This window comes from Nocardiopsis sp. NPDC050513 (genome assembly GCF_044457925.1).
GTDB lineage: Bacteria > Actinomycetota > Actinomycetes > Streptosporangiales > Streptosporangiaceae > Nocardiopsis.
The window spans coordinates 262,952-280,979 of the sequence record NZ_JBITHK010000009.1 but is presented as its reverse complement, the minus strand read 5'-3'; the positions used below and the strand labels follow the sequence as shown (position 1 = coordinate 280,979).

The following is an 18,028-nucleotide window of genomic DNA, read 5'->3' as shown; positions in this document are numbered from 1 at the left end:
CGAGTGGGCGTCGCTCATGTAGCGCACCCGCCACAGCACTCCCGGCACGCACCCCCGGGCGGGCGGCCACTCCCCTCGTACCGCTCGCCCGGGTTGGCCCCCCCCCCCCCCCCCCCCCCCCCCCCCCCCCCCGGGGGGGGCCCCCCCCCCCCCCCCCCCCCCCCCCCCCCCCGCCACCCCACCCTCAAAGGAGTACGACCGTGGACGAGCACGTGTCCGACGCGATCGGCCGACCCGACCTCATCGACCTCGGCGGCGGCCTCCTCTGCCTGCGGTTCGAGACCCTCAAGGTGGTCTCGGCCCTGGCCGCGGTCCGCCGCCTCATCGAGACCGGGACCGTCCGCCCCGGCGACACCGTCATCGACAGCTCCAGCGGTGTCTACGCCCACGCCCTCGCCCTGGCCTGTCACCGGTACGGGCTGCGCTGCCGCATCATCGGCTCCACCACCGTGGACCGCACCCTGCGCGCGCAACTGGAGATCCTGGGCGTCCACCTGGAGCAGATGGAGTCCACGGACGACCTCAGACTCGACCAGAACCGCCGCGTCCGCCGCGTCCGGGAGATCCTGGCGCAGAACCCCGACTACCACTGGATGCGCCAGTACCACGACCCCGTCCACTACCTGGGGTACCGCGAGGTCGCCGAGACGGTCCGCAGCGAGGCGGGGGGCGGCGCCCTCACGCTGGTGTGCGGTGTCGGGACCGGCGTCTCCAGCGGGGCGCTGGGCGGCTGCCTGCGCGAGAGCGACCCGGGCACCCGCGTCGTGGGCGTGCAGCCGTTCGGCAGTGTCACCTTCGCCAGCGACGGCGTGCCCGACCGGGACATCATCATCGCGGGCATCGGCAGCGCCATCCCGTTCGGGAACGTCGACCACACGCTCTACGACACCGTGCACTGGACCGGCTTCCAGGCCGCCCTGGCCGGGACGGTCGACCTGCTGCGGCGGCACGCCGTGTTCGCGGGACTCTCCAGCGGGGCCGCCTACCTGGCCGCGCGGTGGGAGCTGGAACTCGACCCCGGCCGCACGGTGGTGTTCGTCGCCGCCGACACCGGCCACCGGTACACCGACTCGGTGTTCGCCCGGCACCGGGAGGCCGAGGCGGTCGAGGACCTCAAACCGCTGGACATCGCCGACACCTCCGAGCTCCAGCTGCCCTGGGCGCGCATGGAGTGGCGGCGGGCCGGGGCGCCGCGCCAGGCCCAGTTCGACCGCACCGCCTGAACGGACCGCCCGACCGCACGGCCGGGCGGACTCCGCTCCCGTCGCGAACGGGCCCGCGCGGATCGACTCCGCACGGGCCCGTGCCACGGCCTCGTCGCTACGCGTCCCGTCCGCGCAGGTACTCGGCGAAGCCCTCCAGACCGTCGATGTTGCGGGGGCTGGAGATGCCCTCGTTGTAGTCCAGGACGTAGAAGTCGTCGTTCCGCACGGCGGGCAGGTCGGCGGTGGCCTCGTACTCCCGCAGGAACTCGATCTTCTCCTCGGCGGGCTGGTCCCCGTAGTCGAAGATGACGATCACCTCCGGCTGGGCCTCCACGACGGCCTCCCAGCCCACCTGAGTCCACCGCTCGTCGAGGTCGCCGAAGACGTTCTCGCCGCCCGCGAACTCGATGATGTCGTTCGCCGGGACCTGGGCCGCCGCGGTGAACGGCTGGTCGGTGCCCGAGTCGTAGAGGAACACCGGGACCGGGTCGCCCTCGGGAACCTGTTCCCGGACGGCCTCGACCCGCTCGCGGTACCCGGTCACGAGCTCCTCGGCCCGCTCCTCGACGCCGAAGATCCGGCCCAGCCGCTCCAGGTCGGTGTACAGGCCCTCGAACGGGGTGTGGCGCTCGGGGAAGTTCGGGTAGTTGTAGCAGGACTCGGCGTGCATGAAGCTCTGGATGCCCAGCTCGTCGAGGATCTCGGGGGTGATCCCGCGCTCGTCGCTGAAGCCCGAGTTCCATCCGGCGAGCACGAAGTCGGCCTCGGCGTCCACCACGAGCTCGCGGTTGAGCAGGTCGTCGCTGAGGAACTCGACCTGCTCGTACTCGTCGGCCCAGGGGGACTCGGAGACCGGCGGGTTGGCGGGCGGCAGGACGTAGCCGTGCACGTGGTCGGTCAGGCCGAGCGCGAACATCTTGTCGGCGCTGCCTCCCTCGTAGACCACCGCGCGCTGCGGGGTCGTGTACGCGACCTCCTCGCCGCAGCGGTTGACCGTGACGGTCTCGGCGGCGGCCTCGTCGGCGCCCTCGACCTGGGCTCCGCAGCCCGCGGTCAGGAGGGCGAGGGCGCCCAGTGCCGCGGGCGTGCGCAGTGGTCGGCCGAATCGGTGGCTCATGTGGTGCCTTCCTCTGGTGCGTCGGGGTTGAGGGTGTAGAGGAGCTGGGGGTCGCCGGTCAGGGGATGGGGGACGACCGTGGCGGCCACGCCGAAGACCCGCTCGATCAGCTCGGGGACGAGGACCTCCCGGGGGGTTCCCGAGGCGACCAGGCGGCCCTCCGACAGGACGCCGATGCGGTCGCACACCGCGGCGGCCAGGTTGAGGTCGTGCAGGACGAGCAGGACGGTGATCCCGGCGCTCCGCACGAGCGACAGCAGTCCGATCTGGTGCCGCACGTCGAGGTGGTTGGTCGGCTCGTCCAGGACGAGGACCCGCGGTTCCTGCACGAGGCAGCGCGCGACGAGGACGCGTTGGCGCTCCCCTCCGGACAGTGAGAGCACGCCCCGGTCGGCGAGGTGGGCGACGTCCACGCGCTCCATCGCGGATCGGCACAGCTCCCGTTCGCGCGCGTCGAGGGGCCGGTTGCCCCGCGCATGCGGGGTGCGCCCCAGCGCGACGATCTCGGCGACGGTGAAGTCCAGGTCGCTGCCGCCCTCCTGCGTGAGCGCGGCGACGGACCGGGCGCTTTCGCGCGGGCGCAGCCCGCCCAGGTCCCGACCGTCCAGCCACACGGTGCCGCGCGAGGGCCGCAGCGCCCGGTAGACGCAACGCAGTGCGGTCGACTTACCGGAGCCGTTGGGGCCGACCAGACCTACCACGCGTCCCTTGGGCACCTCCAACGACAGTTCGCGCACCAGCTCCGCGTCGCCGACGCTGACCGAAAGCCCGTCCATGCGCAGATCCATCAGCGGCCTCCGAACAGGTAGCCCCTGCGGCGCAGCAGGAGGATGAACACGGGGACGCCGACCAGGGCGGTGATGAAGCCCAACGGCAGTTCGCGCGGGGCGGCGACCACCCGCGCGACCAGGTCGGCCCAGACCATGAACACCGCGCCGACCAGCGGAGCGACCGCCAGGACCCGACGGTGGCCGGCGCCGACGACGATCCGCACGACGTGCGGGACGACCAGGCCGACGAACCCGATCGCGCCGCTGACCGCGACCATCGCGCCGGTCATCAGGGCGGTGAGGAGGAACAGTCCCCGACGCAGGCGGTCGGTGTCCACGCCCAGGCTGGCGGCGGTCTCGTCGCCCAGGGTCATGACGTCCAGGCGGCGGCTGGCCGAGGACAGCAGCGCGATGCCCGCGACCACGACCGCCAGCACCAGCGGCAGGGACCCCCAGGTGGCCGCGCCGAAGCTGCCCATCGTCCAGAACAGGACGGTGCTGGTGGCCTCGTTGCCGGGGACGAAGTAGACGATCACGCCCATGACCGCCTGGAAGCCGAAGGACAGGGCCACCCCGGTCAGGACCAGGCGCAGCGGCGTGATGCCGCCCGCCGACAGGGACGCGAGGTAGACGAGCACCGTGCCGCCGAGCGCTCCCAGGAAGGCTCCCGCCGACACCGCGTAGATCCCCAGCGAGCCCAGGACGCCGAAGACGCCCACCGCGACGGCTCCGACCGACGCCCCCGACGAGACGCCGAGGATGAACGGGTCGGCCAGCGGGTTGCGGACCAGCGCCTGGACGGCCACGCCGACCGCGCCCAGCCCCGCGCCGACGGTCGCGGCGAGGAGGACCCGGGGAGTGCGCAGCTGCCAGGTGATCTGGTAGCGCGTGACCTCGTCGGCGCCGATCAGGTCACCGGTGGTGCCCGCCCAGAGGTAGCGCAGGGTGTCGAGGGGGGCGACCACCGCCGAACCGAGGCCGATCGCGAGCACGGCGGAGACGGCGAGCAGGACGGACAGGGCGGTGACCGTCCAGGCGGTGCCCGTGAGGCGGCGGGCGGTGCGCGGGGCCGGGGGGCGGCCCGCGGTCAGCGGCGGGGTGGTCGGGGGCGGGGCTGCGGTCCGCGCCACGGGGCGCACCTTCCTTCTCGGACGGGGGAGCGGCCGGCGGTCGGGGACCGGCGCCGGGGTTCACGGGGGCGTGGCTGGCGGGGGAGAGGCACGACGGGGGCGGTCCTCTCCCCCGGGCAGGGGTGAAGCGGGAGAGACAATGAAAATGATAATCATTCTGTCAAGCCCCAGGTGAGGAGACCCCCGTGATTCGGTGCGGGTCTGGCGCGGCGGCGCCGATGCGCGGGTGCGGGGCTCCGCCGAGGAGGGAGCGGCCACGGAGGGGCCGGAGCCGGGGCGGCCGTGATCGGGGTGGGAAGAGGGGTCCGCCGAGGGCGGGGCTCCACCGCCGACGATGCCGGACCCGCGCGTACCCGGACCGCTGCTCGGGAGCCCTCAGGCGCATGCGTCGACGCCCGCGCGCGGACCGCCCGACGGGCGTCGCCTGACACGCGGGAACGAGCCGGCCGAGGCCCGGCGTGCCGTGCTCCGCCGACCCCCGGCCTCGCGCCGGCACCGGGGTTCCGCCGCGGAGAACGGCGGCGCCACCCTCGGGCCGCGTCCCGGCGCCCTTCCGTCGCCTAGCTGAAGCTGTCGACGGCCTCGGCCTCGTCGTCGTGGATCTCGAAGACGCTCGCCAGCCGGGTGATGACGAGCACGTCGTGCAACTGGGGCGGCAGATTGAGGAGCTTGAGCTGCCCGCCCTGGTTGGAGGCGGTCGTGTAGGCGGAGACGAGTTCGCCGACACCGGAGCTGTCGATGGAGGAGACGGCCTCCATGTTGAGCAGGACCCTGTTCTCGCCGGTCTCCAACAGATCCCGGACCGACTCACGGAGCTCGACGCCGCCGTTCCCGATGACGAGCCTTCCGGAGAGGTCGAGGATGCTGACGCCGTCCGAGGCGCGCTTGTCGATCTTCAACGGTGTCCCTTTCCATGTGGTGCGGCGGTGCCGCGTGCCATCCCCAGGACCACCACGGTCCCGGGCGGGGTGTGCCGACGGGTGACGGTGAACTCGTCGACGAGACGGCGGATGATCGCGACCCCCCGGCCGGAGGGGGAGAGGTCGACCGGCGCCCGGTGGTCGGGCCGGTCGACGGCGGCGGACGGGGTGAACCCCTCCCCGTCGTCGCCGACCTCGACCCTCAGGCGGTCGCCCTCCTCGCGCAGGCGGAGGTCGACGAACCTTCCCGGGTCGGACCGGTTCCCGTGCAGGACGGCGTTGGCCACCGCCTCGCGAACGGCGAGCCCGAGCCGGTGGCGTCCGTCGCCGTCCAGTCCGGAGGCGTCGGCGATCCGCCACGCCCATTCCTCCGCCGCCTCCACGCTCGCCAGCGTCGAGGGCAGCCGCAGTCGATCCACTCGCGTTCCGTTCTCGGGCAGCCGGCCATCGGACCGCCCCGACTCTAACACCACTGTGTGTCATCGATCGGTCACTCACGGAGTCCTGCGTGGCGGTCGGACAATGGCTACTATGAGTTCTGAAAGTATCACCTTGTGTGATTAATCCTGCGCCTCGTCGGCGCCGGACGACGGAGAGGGGCCCGCTCATGGTCCAGAAAGTGATGTCGCTGCTGCACGAGACGTCCCCCTACGAGCGATTCCTCGCCGAGGGGATCGGGTTCCACCCGAAGGGGCCGGGCTCCGACCACCCGGTGTTCGCCCGGGAGATCTCCCGGCTGTCGCCGGAGCTGATCGTCGAGGTGGGCACGTGGACGGGCGCGTCCGCCATGCACATGGCGAGGGTGGCGCGCGGCCTGGGGCTGACGACGGAGATCCTCTGCGTCGACAGCTTCCTGGGCGGCGCCGAGCACTGGACGCTGCCGCGCCAGCGGTCCGAACTGCGGCTGGAGTTCGGGCACCCGCAGATCTACCGGCAGTTCCTGGCCAACGTCGTGCACGCCGGGCTGGAGGAGATCATCACTCCGTTCCCGTGCACGAGCGCGCACGCCGCGAGGATCCTCACCCGCGAGGGGGTGCGCTGCGACATCGTCTACCTCGACGCCGGTCACGAGTACCGCGACGTGCTGACCGACATCCAGGACTACTGGACGCTCGTGCGCGACGGGGGCGCGCTGATCGGGAACGGATTCCGGCCCGACTGCCCCGGAGTGAGGACGGCCGCGCGGGAGTTCGGCGCGACGATCGGGCAGGATCCCGAGGTCGACGGGGACAAGTGGGTCCTGCGCAAGGATTGATCCGGTGCCCCCGACCACGCGGGAGTAGCCTGGAGGTGGACTCGACGGCCGCGCGCCCGTGTTCGCGCGGGGGCGGCGGCCCGACGGACAAGGGGGGTCCGTGATGAGTACGGTCCGCAGCGTCATGACGTCCGAGGTCGTCTCCGTCCCCGAGGACGCCGGTTACCGGGAGGTCCTCGAAATCCTGGTCGCCCACCGCGTGGGTGCGCTGCCCGTGATCGACGCCGAGGGGCGTGTGGTCGGGGTGGTCTCGGAGGAGGACCTCCTCCACAAGGAGGAGTTCAAGGGCGGTGACTACATCCCGCCGCCGCGGGCCCGGCTGCGCGCCCGCCTGGGAGTGGGCGGTGCGGCGCGGGACAAGGCCGAGGCCAACAGCGCCGCCGAACTCATGACGCGGCCCGCCGTGACGGTCGGGCCCGACAGCAGCGTGGTCGAGGCGGCACGGCTGATGGAGCGGCGCGGCATCAAGCACCTGCCGGTGGTGGACGAGGAGCAGCGGTTGGTCGGGATCGTGAGCCGGTCCGATCTGCTGCGGGTGTTCCTGCGCGGGGACGCGGACATCGGCGACGAGGTGCGCGGCGAGATCACCGAGGTCCTGAACCGGGCGCGCGACGAGGAGCCGACCGCGACGGTCTCCGACGGCGTCGTCCACCTGACCGGGACCGTGCGGCTGCGCAGCGAGGCACAGGAGCTCGTCCGGCGCGCCCAACGGGTCGAGGGGGTGGTCTCCGTCGACTCCGACCTCGACTGGCACGTCGACGACGTCGTCCCCGAGCACGTCCGCTGGCGCTCCGTGACCCCGTAACCGCCGCCGGAAGCGCGGCGAGGGCCCCGGCTCGTCATCCGCCGGGGCCGGCGCCGGCACGGCGGTCGGGGCCGCCGCTCACCCTCCGCGTCCGGACCCGGACACGCTAGGGTCGCGGGATGGACTGGATCGACCGGGTCGCGGCGATCAGACGCTGGACCCGCAACGGTTACCGCGCCCCCCACAAACCCCTCCTGATCCTCTACGCGCTCGGGCACCACCAGCGCCACGGTGCCCGCCCGATCCCCTACAGCGAGGCCGAGCGGCATCTGGCCCATCTCCTCCGGGAGTTCGGGCCTCCCCGGCGGACGTCGCCCGCCTACCCGTTCCACCACCTGGCCAGCGACGGCCTGTGGCGGGTCACCACCGTGGACGGGGAGGAGTGCGACGCCGACACCGCCACCCGGCTGCGGGGCGAGGAGGCGCGCGGCAGCCTGAGCCCCGAGCTGTCCACGGCCCTGTCGCGGGACCCGGGTCTGGCCACCCGCATCGCGCGCTACCTGCTCGACGCCAACTTCGAGCCCTCCCTCCACGCGGAGATCTGCACGCTCGCCGGGCTCGACCTGGAGAGCGGAACCGCCCGGCACGGCGGCGTCCGCTTCACCGCGGGACGGCGCGACCCGGGCTTTCGCGACCTGGTGCTGGACGCCTACGGCCACCGGTGCGCCTTCTGCGGCTACGACGGGTGGATCGACGGCGGTCCGGTGGCGCTGGAGGCCGCGCACGTGCGCTGGTGGGCGCTCGGCGGCCCCGACGACCTCGGCAACGGCCTGTGCCTGTGCTCGATCCACCACCGGTTGTTCGACAAGGGCGTCCTCGGGCTCGCGCGCGACCACACCGTCGCCGTCTCCACCCGTTTCCAGGGGCGCTCCCCGTCCTCGGAGCGGCTCGTGTCCTCGCTGGCGGGCCGGCCGCTGAACCGTCCCAGCGGCGCGGACCCGGCCGTCGAACCCGACCACGCCGACTGGCACGGCCGCGAGGTCTTCCGCGGCGACCACCTGGCCCTGGCGGGGTAGGAGGGGAGTCAGCCGACCTCGCGGACGACCCTGGCCTCCCGCGGGCACCAGATCGAGCCGGGGAGGAAGCCGGCGCCGACGACGTCCAGGTGTTCGCCGACGTAGGCCGGGTGGGCGTCGCACACCTCGATGTCCCGCTGGAAGAAGGAGATGCTGGCGGGATCGAGGTGGAAGTCCCAGCCGGGGTTGTAGTCGACCCGCTTCCTGATGATCGTGCCCTTGACGTTGACCCTCGTCGTCTCGTCCCCGGAGACGATCCTGCGGGCGTGGGCGATCCGCTTCTCGTTGGTCAACTCGAAGACGAACTCGCTGTGCCCGGAGTACTGGAACGCGAAGTAGGCGGCATCGGCCATGGTGAGCCCCTCGGATGCGTGGATACGGTCGGGTCCGTCACCGGGAGGCGCTGAGCGTACGCGGGGCGGACGCTGATCAGGAGACTACATCGCGCGATCGCGCTGTCGCCGACGGTCGCGCTCCATCGGCGTGGGGTGCGGCGTCCGTTCACCTCCGGGACGACCCGCGACACCCGGCATCGCTAGGATGCGACCCTGACTGACCCGGAAGAATCCAGAGAGAAGAGCACAGTGGCTGCTGAAGGAAGTACCAAGGCCGTCGTGGTGGCGCTGGGGGCGAATCTCGGAATCGCCGTCACCAAGTTCGTGGCGTTCCTGCTCACGGGCTCCTCCTCCATGCTGGCGGAGTCCATCCACTCCGTCGCCGACTCCGGCAACCAGGGCCTGCTCCTCCTCGGCGGCAAGCGGGCCAAGCGCGACGCCACCGCCGCGCACCCCTTCGGCTACGGCCGCGAGCGCTACATCTACGCCTTCCTCGTCGCGATCGTGCTGTTCAGCGTCGGCGGACTGTTCGCGCTCTACGAGGCCTGGCACAAGATCTCCGACCCGCACCCGATCGAGGACTGGCGCTGGGTCCCGGTCCTCGTCCTGGTGGTCGCGATCATCCTGGAGTCGATGGCCATGCGCACGGCCATCAAGGAGTCCAACGCCGTCCGCGGCAAGGCCGGCTGGGTGGACTTCATCCGCCGTTCCAAGTCGCCCGAACTGCCGGTCATCCTCCTGGAGGACGCGGGCGCCCTCCTCGGCCTGGTGTTCGCCCTCATCGGCGTCGGCCTGACCCTGATCACCGGCAACGGCGTCTGGGACGGCCTGGGCACCGCCGCGATCGGCCTCCTGCTCGTCGCGATCGCCGTCGTGCTGGCCGTCGAGATGAAGAGCCTCCTGGTCGGCGAGTCCGCCACCGAGGAGCACGTCCGCCAGATCGAGAGCGCGATCGCCTCCACCGAGGACATCGACTCCGTCATCCACATGCGCACGATGCACATCGGCCCGGAGGAGCTGCTGGTCGCGGCCAAGGTCGCCGTCGACGGCGAGGACGACGCGGCCCGCGTCGCCCGCGCCATCGACGCCGCCGAGGCGCGCGTGCGCCAGGAGGTCCCGATCGCGACGCTCATCTACATCGAGCCCGACCTCAGGCGCTCGCTCCGGACCGCCGAGGAGACCGCCTCGCAGGAGTAGGGGTCACAGCCGCAACCGCACCCCGTACACCTCCAGCCACGTGTTGAGCTGGATCACCATCTCCGCGTGGGTGCGGGCCACCCACACGCCGCGCCCGGAGACCAGTGCTCCGGGCTCGGCGGCCACCTTGGCGGTCGCGTCCCGGTCGACCAGGTCGGCGACCGGGGCGCCGGGGTCGTCGAGGATCCGCCGCAGCCGCCCGCACAGCTCCTCGGCGTAGACCGCGTCCTGCACCACCGGGTACGGCGACTTGCGGCGCTCCAGGACCGACGCCGGCAGCACGTCGGCCAGCGCCGCGCGCAGCAGGCTCTTCTCCCGCCCGTCGAAGGACTTCACCGACCACGGCGCGTTGTACACGTACTCCACCAGCCGGTGGTCGCAGTAGGGCAGCCGCAGGGACAGCCCGACGGACTGGGCGATCGACTCGCTGTGCGGGACCAGCGTCTCCAGCCAGTTCGTGACGTTGACGTACCAGGCGTCGCGCATCCGCCGCTCGACCTCGGACTCGTCCGGCCGGTGCGGCGCCCGCGCCATCGTCTCCCGGTACCGCTCGGCGCAGTACCCGTCCATGTCCAGCGACTCCAGCAGGTCCGGTGCGAGCAGGTCGGTGCCCAGTCCGTGCTTCGCCCCCGTCCACCGGGCCATCGCGATCCACGGGAACGTGGGCGCGCGCAGCAGCTGCTCGTGCTCCAGCCACATCACCCCGCCGAACACCCCGTCGGCCGCGTCGCCCAGCAGCGCCAGGTCGGTGTGCCCGCGCACCGCCCGGCACAGCACGTACAGCGACGTGTTCATGTTCCCCAGCGGGCTCGGCACGTCCTTGGCCCGCAGCGCGTTGCGCTGGACCAGCGGGTCGAGCAGGTCGGCGGTGTCGACCACGATGTCGGTGTGCTCGGCCCCGACCCGCGCGACCATCTCCCGGACGAAGGGCGCGTCGGGCGTGCTCCACACCTCGTCGGCTTGGAAGTCCTCCTCCGAGCCGAAGGCCACCGAGAACGTGCGCAGCGGCCCCGCGCCGCGGTCGGCCAGCCGCCGCGCGGCCAGCGCGGTCACCCCGCTGGAGTCGAGCCCGCCGGAGAGCATCATCCCCACCGGGGAGGGGCCGCCGGTCTGCTCGCCCACCGCGTCGTCCAGCAGCGCGCGGACGGTGGCCACGGTGGTGTCGTGGTCGTCGGTGTGCGGAACGGCCTCCAGCGACCAGTAGCGCTCCTCCCGGACACCGTCGGCCCCCACACGCACCAGGTGACCCGGGCGTACCTGGCGCATCCCCCGGAAGATCCCGTGGCCGGGGGTTCCCGCGTACGACAGGATCTCGCGCAGGCCGTCGAGGTCGACCGCGCTCTCCGTGCCGGGGTGGGCGAGCAGCGCCTTGCGTTCGGAGGCGAACAGCGCCCCGTGACCGCCGGGCAGGTAGAACAGCGGCTTGTTGCCCAGGCGGTCGCGGACCAGGAGGAGTTCACCGCGCAGCACGTCCCATACGGCGAACGCGTAGATCCCCCGCAGCCGCTCGGCACATCCGGCGCCCCACTCCAGGTACGCCGCGGCCACGATCTCCGTGTGCCCGCCGCCGGTCAGCCGGTGCCCGCGCCCGGCCAGCTCACCCGCGAGTTCGTCCGCGTTGTAGACCTCCCCGTCGAGCACGGCCACGGCCGCGGTGCGCCCGTCCCGCTCGACGGCGAGCGGCGGGCCCTCGCCCGCGTCCGCGCCCGGAACGCCGCGCTGGCCCAGCAACGCGCGTTCGGAGTGCCACACCGCCTCGTGCCCGGGCCCCCGACAGGCCATCGTCGCGGTCATCGCCCTGATCACCGACCACTCACGCCGCAGGTCGCGCCCGTGGTCCACCCAGCCCGCTATCGCCGACATGTCGTTCCCTTCGCTTCGTTCGGCGGACCGGCGCCCGCCGTCGTCTACCGACCGGCGGCCAGGCGCCGCTGGAGCCCGCGCCGCGCCGCGCACGCGGCGACCGCGGTGAACAGTCCGAGTCCGCCCAGGGCGGCGAAGTAGGCGGGCTCCCCGATGACGTCGACCAGCCGCGCCAGCTGTCCGCCCAGGGCCGCGCCCACCGCCGCGAACAGCCAGAAGAGTCCGAGGACCTGCCCGTCCAACCCGCGCGGAGCCACGTGCGAGGCCAGGCTCAGCCCGACCGGGGCCACCGCCAGCTCACCGACCACGAGCAGCAGGTACACGCCCAGGAGCCACAGGGGTGACACCGGCCCGGCCTCCGCGCCGAGCGCGGCCACCGCCATGACCGCGAACGCCACGCCCCCGAACAGCAGGCCGCCCGAGAACTTCACCGCCGGGCCGACCCGCGACCCCAGCCGGACCCACAGGGCCGCGAACAGCGGTGCGAGCAGCAGCAGGAACAGGGGTTGCGCCGACTGGAACCAGCTCGCCGGGACCAGGAAGTCCGCCACCGTCCGGCGCACGGACTCCAGGGCGAACAGGTTGAGCAGCGCAGGACCCTGCGCGAACAGCAGCCAGAACGCCGCCGACGCCGACAGCATCCACACGAACGCGCCCATCCGGGTCCGGTCGTCCCCGTCCCTGGGCAGGCGGCGCAGCAGCCGCGCGCAGTAGACGACCGGGACCGCCAGGACCCCGATCCCGACCAGCATGAGCACGCGTTCGGCGGTCAGCACACCGGTCAGCAGGCCCGCGGCCACCGCCGTGCCGGGCAGGCCGCCCCACAGCGCCGTCCGCCGCAGGACCAGCCGCCGCTCCTCCTCCGAGGCGGGGTCGCCCGGCCGCGCCCCCACGTCGCCGAGCCCGCGCAGGCCCAGCACGTAGTGGACGAGTCCGAACGCCATGCCGACCGCCGCCACCCCGAACCCCAGGTGCCAGCCGATCCGCTCGGCCACGTACCCGGTGATCAGCGGGGCGAAGAGCGCGCTGACCTGGATGCTCACGTAGAAGACGGAGAACGCCGCCTCCCGCCGCTCCGGCCTGCCCTCGAACATCCGGCCGACCATCGCGGCCATGCTCGGCTTGACCAGCCCGGTCCCGACCACCACCAGCCCGAGTCCCGCGTACAGCGTCGGGCCCACCGGCACGGCGAGCGCGATGTGCCCGCACATGATGAGCACCCCGCCCCACAGTGTGGAGCGGCGCGGTCCCAGCAACCGGTCGCAGACCCATCCGCCCGGCAGGGACGCCATGAACACGAGCGCCATGTAGACCCCGACCAGGGCGGCGGCGCTCCCGTCCGCCATCCCCCGGCCGCCGCCCCCGGGGTCGGCGACCAGGTAGAGGTAGAGGATCGCCAGCAGGCCGTAGAAGCTGAACCGCTCCCACATGTCGACGACGAAGAGCGTCCCGAACCAGCGCGGGTATCCGAAGAAGGTCCGTGCGCGGGCCGGGGTCCGCCCGGGGGCGTTCGCGGTCACCGGCCCCGACCCCCCTCGGGGCGGTGCAGCAGCTCCACCACCGCCACCGACCACGTGAACCCCGCGCCCACGCCGACCAGCACGCACCGCTCGCCGGGCAGGAGACCGCCCGAGGCCACCAGGTGGTGCAGGCCCGCGAACTGGTCGCCCGCGCCCAGGTGCCCGATCCGGCGGCCCCACTCCCACGTGGTGCGCTCGGGGTCGATCTCGAACCGGTTGAGGAAGTGCGCCCGCATCCGGGCCAGTCCCAGATGGGGCAGCACGAACCGGGCGACGTCCTCGATCTTCAGGTCCGCCTCCGACAGCGCCCGGTCGAGCGCCGCCTCCTGCCCGGCGTCGATCCGCTCCAGGACCGCGTCCAACCCGTGGTCGGCGACGAACCCGCGCCGGGCGGCGTCGACGTCGACGGGCGTCCCGTGCTCCAGCGGCGCGGCCCCGAACGGCCGACGGCCGCGCTGCATGCCCTCCAGACCCGGGTCGGAGGCGGTGACCAGGCTGACCAGTCGGGCGAACCCGCGGCGGCCCGACAGGACGAGGGCGGTGCCGCCGTCGCCGTAGACCGTCCCGGGGTCGGTCGCCCACCGGTCGAAGCCGGGCGGGCAGAACCGGTCGCCCGTGGTGAGCAGGGCCGTGGAGCGCCCCCCACCCGCAGACAGGTACCCGGCGGCCAGCTCCAACGCGGCCAGCCCGCCGTTGGACAGCTGGCGGACCTCGAACGCGGGGCCGTGCCCGGCGGAGCCGCTCCCGCCGAGGGCGGCCCTCTGCACGTAGGACGCGGGCGCCCACATGTCGTGGCCCTGGTGGTAGGTCGAGGCGTGCAGCACCAGGTCGGCGCGGTCGACCTGCGCCTGCGCCAGCGCCGCCCGTGCGGCCCGCGCCGCCATCTCCGGGCCGGACGCGTCCTCGGACACGCTGACCGACTCGATCCCCGTCCGCCACACGTCGCTGCTCCGACACCAACCGTCACGGACGGCGTCCTCCACCCGCACTGTCGGGGGCAGCCACCGCCCCGTCCCGGCGACGTACATCCGCGCGTACCTCACCGCGCACTCCCTTCCGCCCGATCCGTCAAGGGAACATGTCCTGGAGCAGCGACGTGTCGTGCTTGGCTCCCACGAAGCGCGAGTCGGCCAGCACCTCGCGCAGCAGCGGCGCGGTCGTGCGCACGCCCGGTCCCGACACCCGCAGTTCGCTCAGCGCCCGGTCCATCCGGGCGATCGCCGCCCTCCGGTCAGGCGCCCACACCACGACCTTCGCCAACAGCGAGTCGTAGTCGGGCGTGATCGTCCATCCCGGGTACGCGTGCGTGTCGACCCGCGTGAACGGGCCGCCCGGCGGGTGGAACTCGGTGAGCGTGCCGGGCGTGGGCGCGAAGCCGCGCCGGGGGTCCTCGGCGTTGATCCGGCACTCGATGCTCGCGCCGTCGAGCGGCACCGCGTCCACCTCCAGGGGGATCCCGGAGGCCACCCGGATCTGCTCGCGCACCAGGTCCACGCCGGTGACCATCTCGGTGACGGGGTGCTCGACCTGGATGCGGCAGTTGATCTCGATGAAGAAGAACTCCTCTCCGTCGACGAGGAACTCGAACGTGCCCGCGCCGGTGAACCCGACCGCCAGAGCGCCCCGCACCGCCGCCTCGCACATGCGCTCCACCGTCCCGGGCGACAGGCCCGGCGCCGGGGTCTCCTCGACCAGCTTCTGGTGGCGGCGCTGCACCGAGCAGTCCCGCGCCCCCAGGTGCACGCCGTTCCCGTGCTCGTCGCACAGGACCTGCACCTCGACGTGGCGCGCGGACTCCACGAAGCGCTCCAGGTACACGCGTCCGTCGCCGAACACCGCGCGGGCGCTCGCCACGCACTCGCGGAAGGCGCGCGGCAGGTCGCGCGGGTCGTACACGACGCGCATCCCGCGCCCGCCGCCGCCCGCCACGGCCTTGACGATCACCGGGTAGCCGATCGCGTCCGCCGCCTCCTTGGCCGCGGTCGCGTTGGGCGGCGGCACCCGGCTGCCGGGGAGCACGGGCAACCCGGCCCGCTCCATGAGGGCGCGCGCCCCGGCCTTGTCCCCGAGACCGGCCATGACCTGGGGCCGGGGCCCGACGAAGGTCAGCCCGTTGGCCGCGCAGACCTCGGCGAAGTCGGGGTCCTCGGACAGGAACCCGTACCCCGGGTGCACGGCCTGGGCGCCGGTCCGGGCCGCCGCCTCGATGATCGACGGAATGTTGAGATAGCTCCTCCGGGCGGGCGCCGGGCCGATGACGACGGTCTCGTCCGCGAACCGCGCGACGGCTGAGTCGCGGTCGGCGGTGGAGCACACGGCGATGGTGCGGATGCCCATCTCGCGGCAGGTGCGGGCCACGCGCAGGGCGATCTCGCCCCGGTTCGCGATGAGGATGCTGCCGATCACGTGCGCCTCCCTCACAGTTCCTCGGAACGCTCGGGCGCCACGGCGATGAGCGGCTGCCCGTACTCGACGGAGGTCCCGTCGGGGACGAGCACCTCCACGACCCGCCCGCGCACGTCCGACTCGATCGGGTTCATCAGCTTCATCGCCTCCAGGATCCCGATCTGCTGCCCCTTGTCGACGAGGTCTCCGGGGCTGACGAAGGGGGCCGCCCCGGGTTCGGGCGCGTGGTAGAAGGTGCCGACCATGACGGCGGCGACGTGCCGGACGCCGTCCGCGGCGGCGCTCGCCGCTCCGGTTCCGGGCGCGGTCCCCGCGTGGGCGGCAGCGGCTCCGGCGGCCTGGACCGTCTGCCCGGCGGAGGGCTCGGGAACCGGGGCCGCGACCTCCCCCGGGGCTCCGGCCCACTCCAGTTCGACGACGGTCGGCCCGGACCGCACGGTCAGCCGCCGCAGCGGCCCGTGCGTGTCGCGGACCAGCGCGGCCGCCTGACGGCACACGTCCGCGACGGACGGGGCTCCGTCCGCCGCGGAAGCGGCCCCGTCCGCGTCCCGCGCGGTGTGGCTGATGGTTGTCTCGGTCACCGTGCCGACCTCCTGATCGGGTTCCTTCCGATGTCGCGGAAGCGCTGTCTGCGCTCGTGCAGAAGTTCGTCCTCCGAGCGGCCGTCCAGCTCGGCGAGGGCCGTGCGCAGCGCCTCGTGGAGCAGGTCGGCGGCGGCCACCGGATCGGTGTGCGCGCCCTCGCCCGGCTCCGGGACCACCGCGTCGACGGCGCCCATGCGCAGCAGTTCGCGGGCGTCCAGGCGCAGCGCCGCCGCGGCGTCCTGGGCCATGGCGCCGTCGCGCCACAGGATCGCGGCGCAGCCCTCGGGGCTGATCACGGAGTAGACCGCCGAGGCCAGGCACAGCACGCGGTCGGCGACGCCCAGGGCCAGCGCGCCGCCGCTGCCGCCCTCGCCGGTGACGACGCTGACCACCGGCACGGGCAGCTGCGACATCAACCGGATGCTCTCCGCGATCGCCACCGCCTGCCCGCGTTCCTCGGCCTCCATGCCCGGGTACGCGCCCGGGGTGTCGATGAGCGTCACCACCGGGACCCGCAGCTTGGCGGCCAGCCGCATGAGCCGGGCCGCCTTCCGGTACCCGTCCGGGGTGGGCATCCCGAAGTTGCGGGCGACGCGCTCCCGGGTGGTGTGGCCCTTCTGGTGGCCGATGACCATGACCGTGCGCCCGTCCAGCAGCCCCATCCCGCCGACGATCGCCGGGCAGTCGCCCGCGATCCGGTCCCCGTGCAGCTCCTGGAAGCCGTCGAACAGGTGGGAGACGTAGTCGAGGGCGGTGGGCCGGTTCTCGTGCCGCGCGGTGCGGACCGACTCCCACGCGTCGCGCTCGGGCAGGTCCTCGAACCGGCGGATCAACGTGTCCGGCACCGGGTCCGACCCGCGGTCCGGCCTGGCCACCCGCACCAGGCTCGCCAGGGTCGACCGCAGCTCCGCGCGCGGGCGGACGTCGTCCACCAGGCCCTTGCCCAGCAGGAACTCGGCGGTCTGGAAGCCCTCGGGCAGTGACTGCCCGATGGTCTGCGCGATGACGCGCGGACCCGCGAAGCCCATGCGCGCTCCGGGCTCGGCGATGATGACGTCGGCCAGTGTGGCGAACGAGGCCGCCACGCCGCCGTAGGTCGGGTCGGTGATGACCGAGACCGTGAGCACCCCCGCCCGGTCCAGGGCGGCCAGGGCCTGGCTGGTCTTGGCCATCTGCAGCAGGGACAGGACGCCCTCCTGCATCCGCGCCCCGCCGGACGCGGTCACCAGGACCAGCGGTGTGCGCGTGCGCAGGGCGGTCTCGGCGGCGTCGGCGACGCCCTCGCCCACGGCCGTGCCCAGGCTGCCGCCCATGAACGCGAAGTCCAGGACGCACACGACCACGGGATGCCCCTCGACCGTCCCCGTGGCCTGGAGCAGCGCGTCGTCCATCCCGGTGTCCGCGCGGGCCTGGCGCAGCCGGTCGGCGTAGGGCCGCAGGTCGGCGAAGTCCAGCGGGTCCTCGGGCGGGTTCGGGCTGGTCAAGAGCGTGGCCGAGCCCTCGTCGAGGAGCTGTGCCAGGCGCTCGGGCGCGGTGAGCCGGGAATGGTGGCCGCACTCCGAGCACACCCCGAGGTCGCGCCGGAACCTCTTGGCGTACAGCAGCGCGGAACAGCGGCCGCAGGTCACCCAGTCGGTGGCCGCGGCCGTGGGCTCGATCGTCTCCGTCATGTCCACTCCTCCCTCCGCCGGTCGTGGGGGCCGTCGGGGGCGTCGTTGCCGTGGGGGTCGGTCGGGGGCGGGCGGACCGGTCGGGGGCAGGCCGAACTCGGCCGCCCCCGGACCGTAGGGGGTCGGGGAGTGGTGCCAGCCGTACGCGGCCAGCGCCCACCCGGCCCAGCGCAGCCCCGCCAGCAGGCGTCGCCGCGGGCCCTGCGGGGCCGGGTGGTCGCTCGGCGTCGCCATC

The 18,028-nt window shown here is 73.5% G+C and carries 17 protein-coding genes; 5 read left to right on the top strand and 12 right to left on the bottom strand.

Annotated elements, in window-relative coordinates; all coding sequences use genetic code 11:
• Nucleotides 1–200 precede the first annotated feature (200 nt).
• Entirely contained in the window at nucleotides 201–1,223 is a 1,023-nt protein-coding gene (locus ACIBFB_RS18600) for a pyridoxal-phosphate dependent enzyme (protein WP_397231626.1), read from the top strand.
• A 97-nt stretch (nucleotides 1,224–1,320) separates the two neighbouring features.
• Here ACIBFB_RS18600 and ACIBFB_RS18595 read toward each other — a convergent pair whose 3' ends face one another.
• The 5 genes from ACIBFB_RS18595 to ACIBFB_RS18575 all read right to left on the bottom strand — a co-directional run bounded on the left by ACIBFB_RS18595 (nucleotide 1,321) and on the right by ACIBFB_RS18575 (nucleotide 5,561).
• Nucleotides 1,321–2,322, bottom strand: a complete 1,002-nt coding sequence (locus ACIBFB_RS18595; protein ID WP_397231624.1) for an ABC transporter substrate-binding protein — start codon at nucleotides 2,320–2,322, stop codon at nucleotides 1,321–1,323.
• Nucleotides 2,319–3,110 carry an ABC transporter ATP-binding protein gene (locus ACIBFB_RS18590; protein ID WP_397231622.1) on the bottom strand — a complete coding sequence of 264 codons (792 nt, stop codon included), beginning with the start codon at nucleotides 3,108–3,110 and terminating at the stop codon, nucleotides 2,319–2,321. Before ACIBFB_RS18590 ends, ACIBFB_RS18595 begins: the two co-directional genes overlap by 4 nt.
• Nucleotides 3,110–4,222, bottom strand: a complete 1,113-nt coding sequence (locus tag ACIBFB_RS18585; RefSeq protein ID WP_397231620.1) for a FecCD family ABC transporter permease — start codon at nucleotides 4,220–4,222, stop codon at nucleotides 3,110–3,112. Before ACIBFB_RS18585 ends, ACIBFB_RS18590 begins: the two co-directional genes overlap by 1 nt.
• 560 nt (nucleotides 4,223–4,782) lie before the next feature.
• On the bottom strand, nucleotides 4,783–5,121 hold the full coding sequence (locus tag ACIBFB_RS18580) for an STAS domain-containing protein (protein ID WP_397231618.1): 339 nt from the start codon (nucleotides 5,119–5,121) through the stop codon (nucleotides 4,783–4,785).
• Nucleotides 5,118–5,561 carry an ATP-binding protein gene (locus ACIBFB_RS18575; RefSeq protein ID WP_397231616.1) on the bottom strand — a complete coding sequence of 148 codons (444 nt, stop codon included), beginning with the start codon at nucleotides 5,559–5,561 and terminating at the stop codon, nucleotides 5,118–5,120. Before ACIBFB_RS18575 ends, ACIBFB_RS18580 begins: the two co-directional genes overlap by 4 nt.
• A gap of 188 nt (nucleotides 5,562–5,749) precedes the next feature.
• Between ACIBFB_RS18575 and ACIBFB_RS18570 the strand changes: the two genes are divergently transcribed.
• From ACIBFB_RS18570 to ACIBFB_RS18560, 3 genes are all read left to right on the top strand, one after another.
• Nucleotides 5,750–6,397, top strand: coding sequence for a class I SAM-dependent methyltransferase (locus ACIBFB_RS18570; protein WP_397231614.1), 648 nt, complete (start codon nucleotides 5,750–5,752; stop codon nucleotides 6,395–6,397).
• Between the two features lie 103 nt (nucleotides 6,398–6,500).
• Nucleotides 6,501–7,202: a CBS domain-containing protein gene (locus tag ACIBFB_RS18565; RefSeq protein WP_397231612.1), complete on the top strand. Its 702-nt coding sequence runs from the start codon at nucleotides 6,501–6,503 to the stop codon at nucleotides 7,200–7,202.
• A gap of 119 nt (nucleotides 7,203–7,321) precedes the next feature.
• On the top strand, nucleotides 7,322–8,218 hold the full coding sequence (locus ACIBFB_RS18560; RefSeq protein ID WP_397231610.1) for a phosphorothioated DNA-binding restriction endonuclease: 897 nt from the start codon (nucleotides 7,322–7,324) through the stop codon (nucleotides 8,216–8,218).
• An 8-nt stretch (nucleotides 8,219–8,226) separates the two neighbouring features.
• Here ACIBFB_RS18560 and ACIBFB_RS18555 read toward each other — a convergent pair whose 3' ends face one another.
• Complete coding sequence (locus ACIBFB_RS18555) at nucleotides 8,227–8,571, bottom strand: calmodulin (protein ID WP_397231608.1); 345 nt, start codon at nucleotides 8,569–8,571, stop codon at nucleotides 8,227–8,229.
• 231 nt (nucleotides 8,572–8,802) lie between these two features.
• Here ACIBFB_RS18555 and ACIBFB_RS18550 point away from each other — a divergent pair, with 231 nt between their 5' ends.
• Nucleotides 8,803–9,750 (top strand): cation diffusion facilitator family transporter, encoded by a 948-nt coding sequence (locus tag ACIBFB_RS18550; protein ID WP_397231606.1) that lies wholly within the window; start codon nucleotides 8,803–8,805, stop codon nucleotides 9,748–9,750.
• Between the two features lie 3 nt (nucleotides 9,751–9,753).
• Here the strand turns inward: ACIBFB_RS18550 and asnB are convergent, their stop codons facing one another.
• From asnB to ACIBFB_RS18520, 6 genes are read right to left on the bottom strand one after another with little or no spacing between them, the layout of a single operon-like run.
• Nucleotides 9,754–11,613: an asparagine synthase (glutamine-hydrolyzing) gene (gene asnB / locus ACIBFB_RS18545; RefSeq protein WP_397231604.1), complete on the bottom strand. Its 1,860-nt coding sequence runs from the start codon at nucleotides 11,611–11,613 to the stop codon at nucleotides 9,754–9,756.
• A gap of 44 nt (nucleotides 11,614–11,657) precedes the next feature.
• Complete coding sequence (locus tag ACIBFB_RS18540; protein ID WP_397231602.1) at nucleotides 11,658–13,133, bottom strand: peptide MFS transporter; 1,476 nt, start codon at nucleotides 13,131–13,133, stop codon at nucleotides 11,658–11,660.
• The gene (locus ACIBFB_RS18535; protein ID WP_397231600.1) at nucleotides 13,130–14,176 is read right to left on the bottom strand and encodes a ketoacyl-ACP synthase III family protein; all 1,047 of its coding nucleotides are present in this window, start codon (nucleotides 14,174–14,176) and stop codon (nucleotides 13,130–13,132) included. Before ACIBFB_RS18535 ends, ACIBFB_RS18540 begins: the two co-directional genes overlap by 4 nt.
• Before the next feature lie 25 nt (nucleotides 14,177–14,201).
• Nucleotides 14,202–15,539, bottom strand: a complete 1,338-nt coding sequence (locus ACIBFB_RS18530; RefSeq protein WP_397231598.1) for an acetyl/propionyl/methylcrotonyl-CoA carboxylase subunit alpha — start codon at nucleotides 15,537–15,539, stop codon at nucleotides 14,202–14,204.
• Nucleotides 15,540–15,550: 11 nt separating this feature from the next.
• A complete protein-coding gene (accB, locus tag ACIBFB_RS18525; protein ID WP_397231596.1) occupies nucleotides 15,551–16,120 on the bottom strand; it encodes an acetyl-CoA carboxylase biotin carboxyl carrier protein in 570 nt (189 codons plus the stop codon).
• Nucleotides 16,117–18,027: an acetyl-CoA carboxylase carboxyltransferase subunit alpha gene (locus ACIBFB_RS18520; RefSeq protein WP_397231594.1), complete on the bottom strand. Its 1,911-nt coding sequence runs from the start codon at nucleotides 18,025–18,027 to the stop codon at nucleotides 16,117–16,119. Before ACIBFB_RS18520 ends, accB begins: the two co-directional genes overlap by 4 nt.
• Nucleotide 18,028: the final 1 nt, after the last annotated feature.

Coding starts and splice junctions, on each gene's coding strand:
- ACIBFB_RS18570 (WP_397231614.1), top strand. CDS start 5,750: ATGGTCCAGAAAGTGATGTCGCTGCTGCACGAGACGTCCCCCTACGAG.
- ACIBFB_RS18595 (WP_397231624.1), bottom strand. CDS start 2,322: ATGAGCCACCGATTCGGCCGACCACTGCGCACGCCCGCGGCACTGGGC.
- ACIBFB_RS18565 (WP_397231612.1), top strand. CDS start 6,501: ATGAGTACGGTCCGCAGCGTCATGACGTCCGAGGTCGTCTCCGTCCCC.
- ACIBFB_RS18555 (WP_397231608.1), bottom strand. CDS start 8,571: ATGGCCGATGCCGCCTACTTCGCGTTCCAGTACTCCGGGCACAGCGAG.
- asnB (WP_397231604.1), bottom strand. CDS start 11,613: ATGTCGGCGATAGCGGGCTGGGTGGACCACGGGCGCGACCTGCGGCGT.
- ACIBFB_RS18590 (WP_397231622.1), bottom strand. CDS start 3,110: ATGGATCTGCGCATGGACGGGCTTTCGGTCAGCGTCGGCGACGCGGAG.
- ACIBFB_RS18560 (WP_397231610.1), top strand. CDS start 7,322: ATGGACTGGATCGACCGGGTCGCGGCGATCAGACGCTGGACCCGCAAC.
- ACIBFB_RS18520 (WP_397231594.1), bottom strand. CDS start 18,027: ATGGCGACGCCGAGCGACCACCCGGCCCCGCAGGGCCCGCGGCGACGC.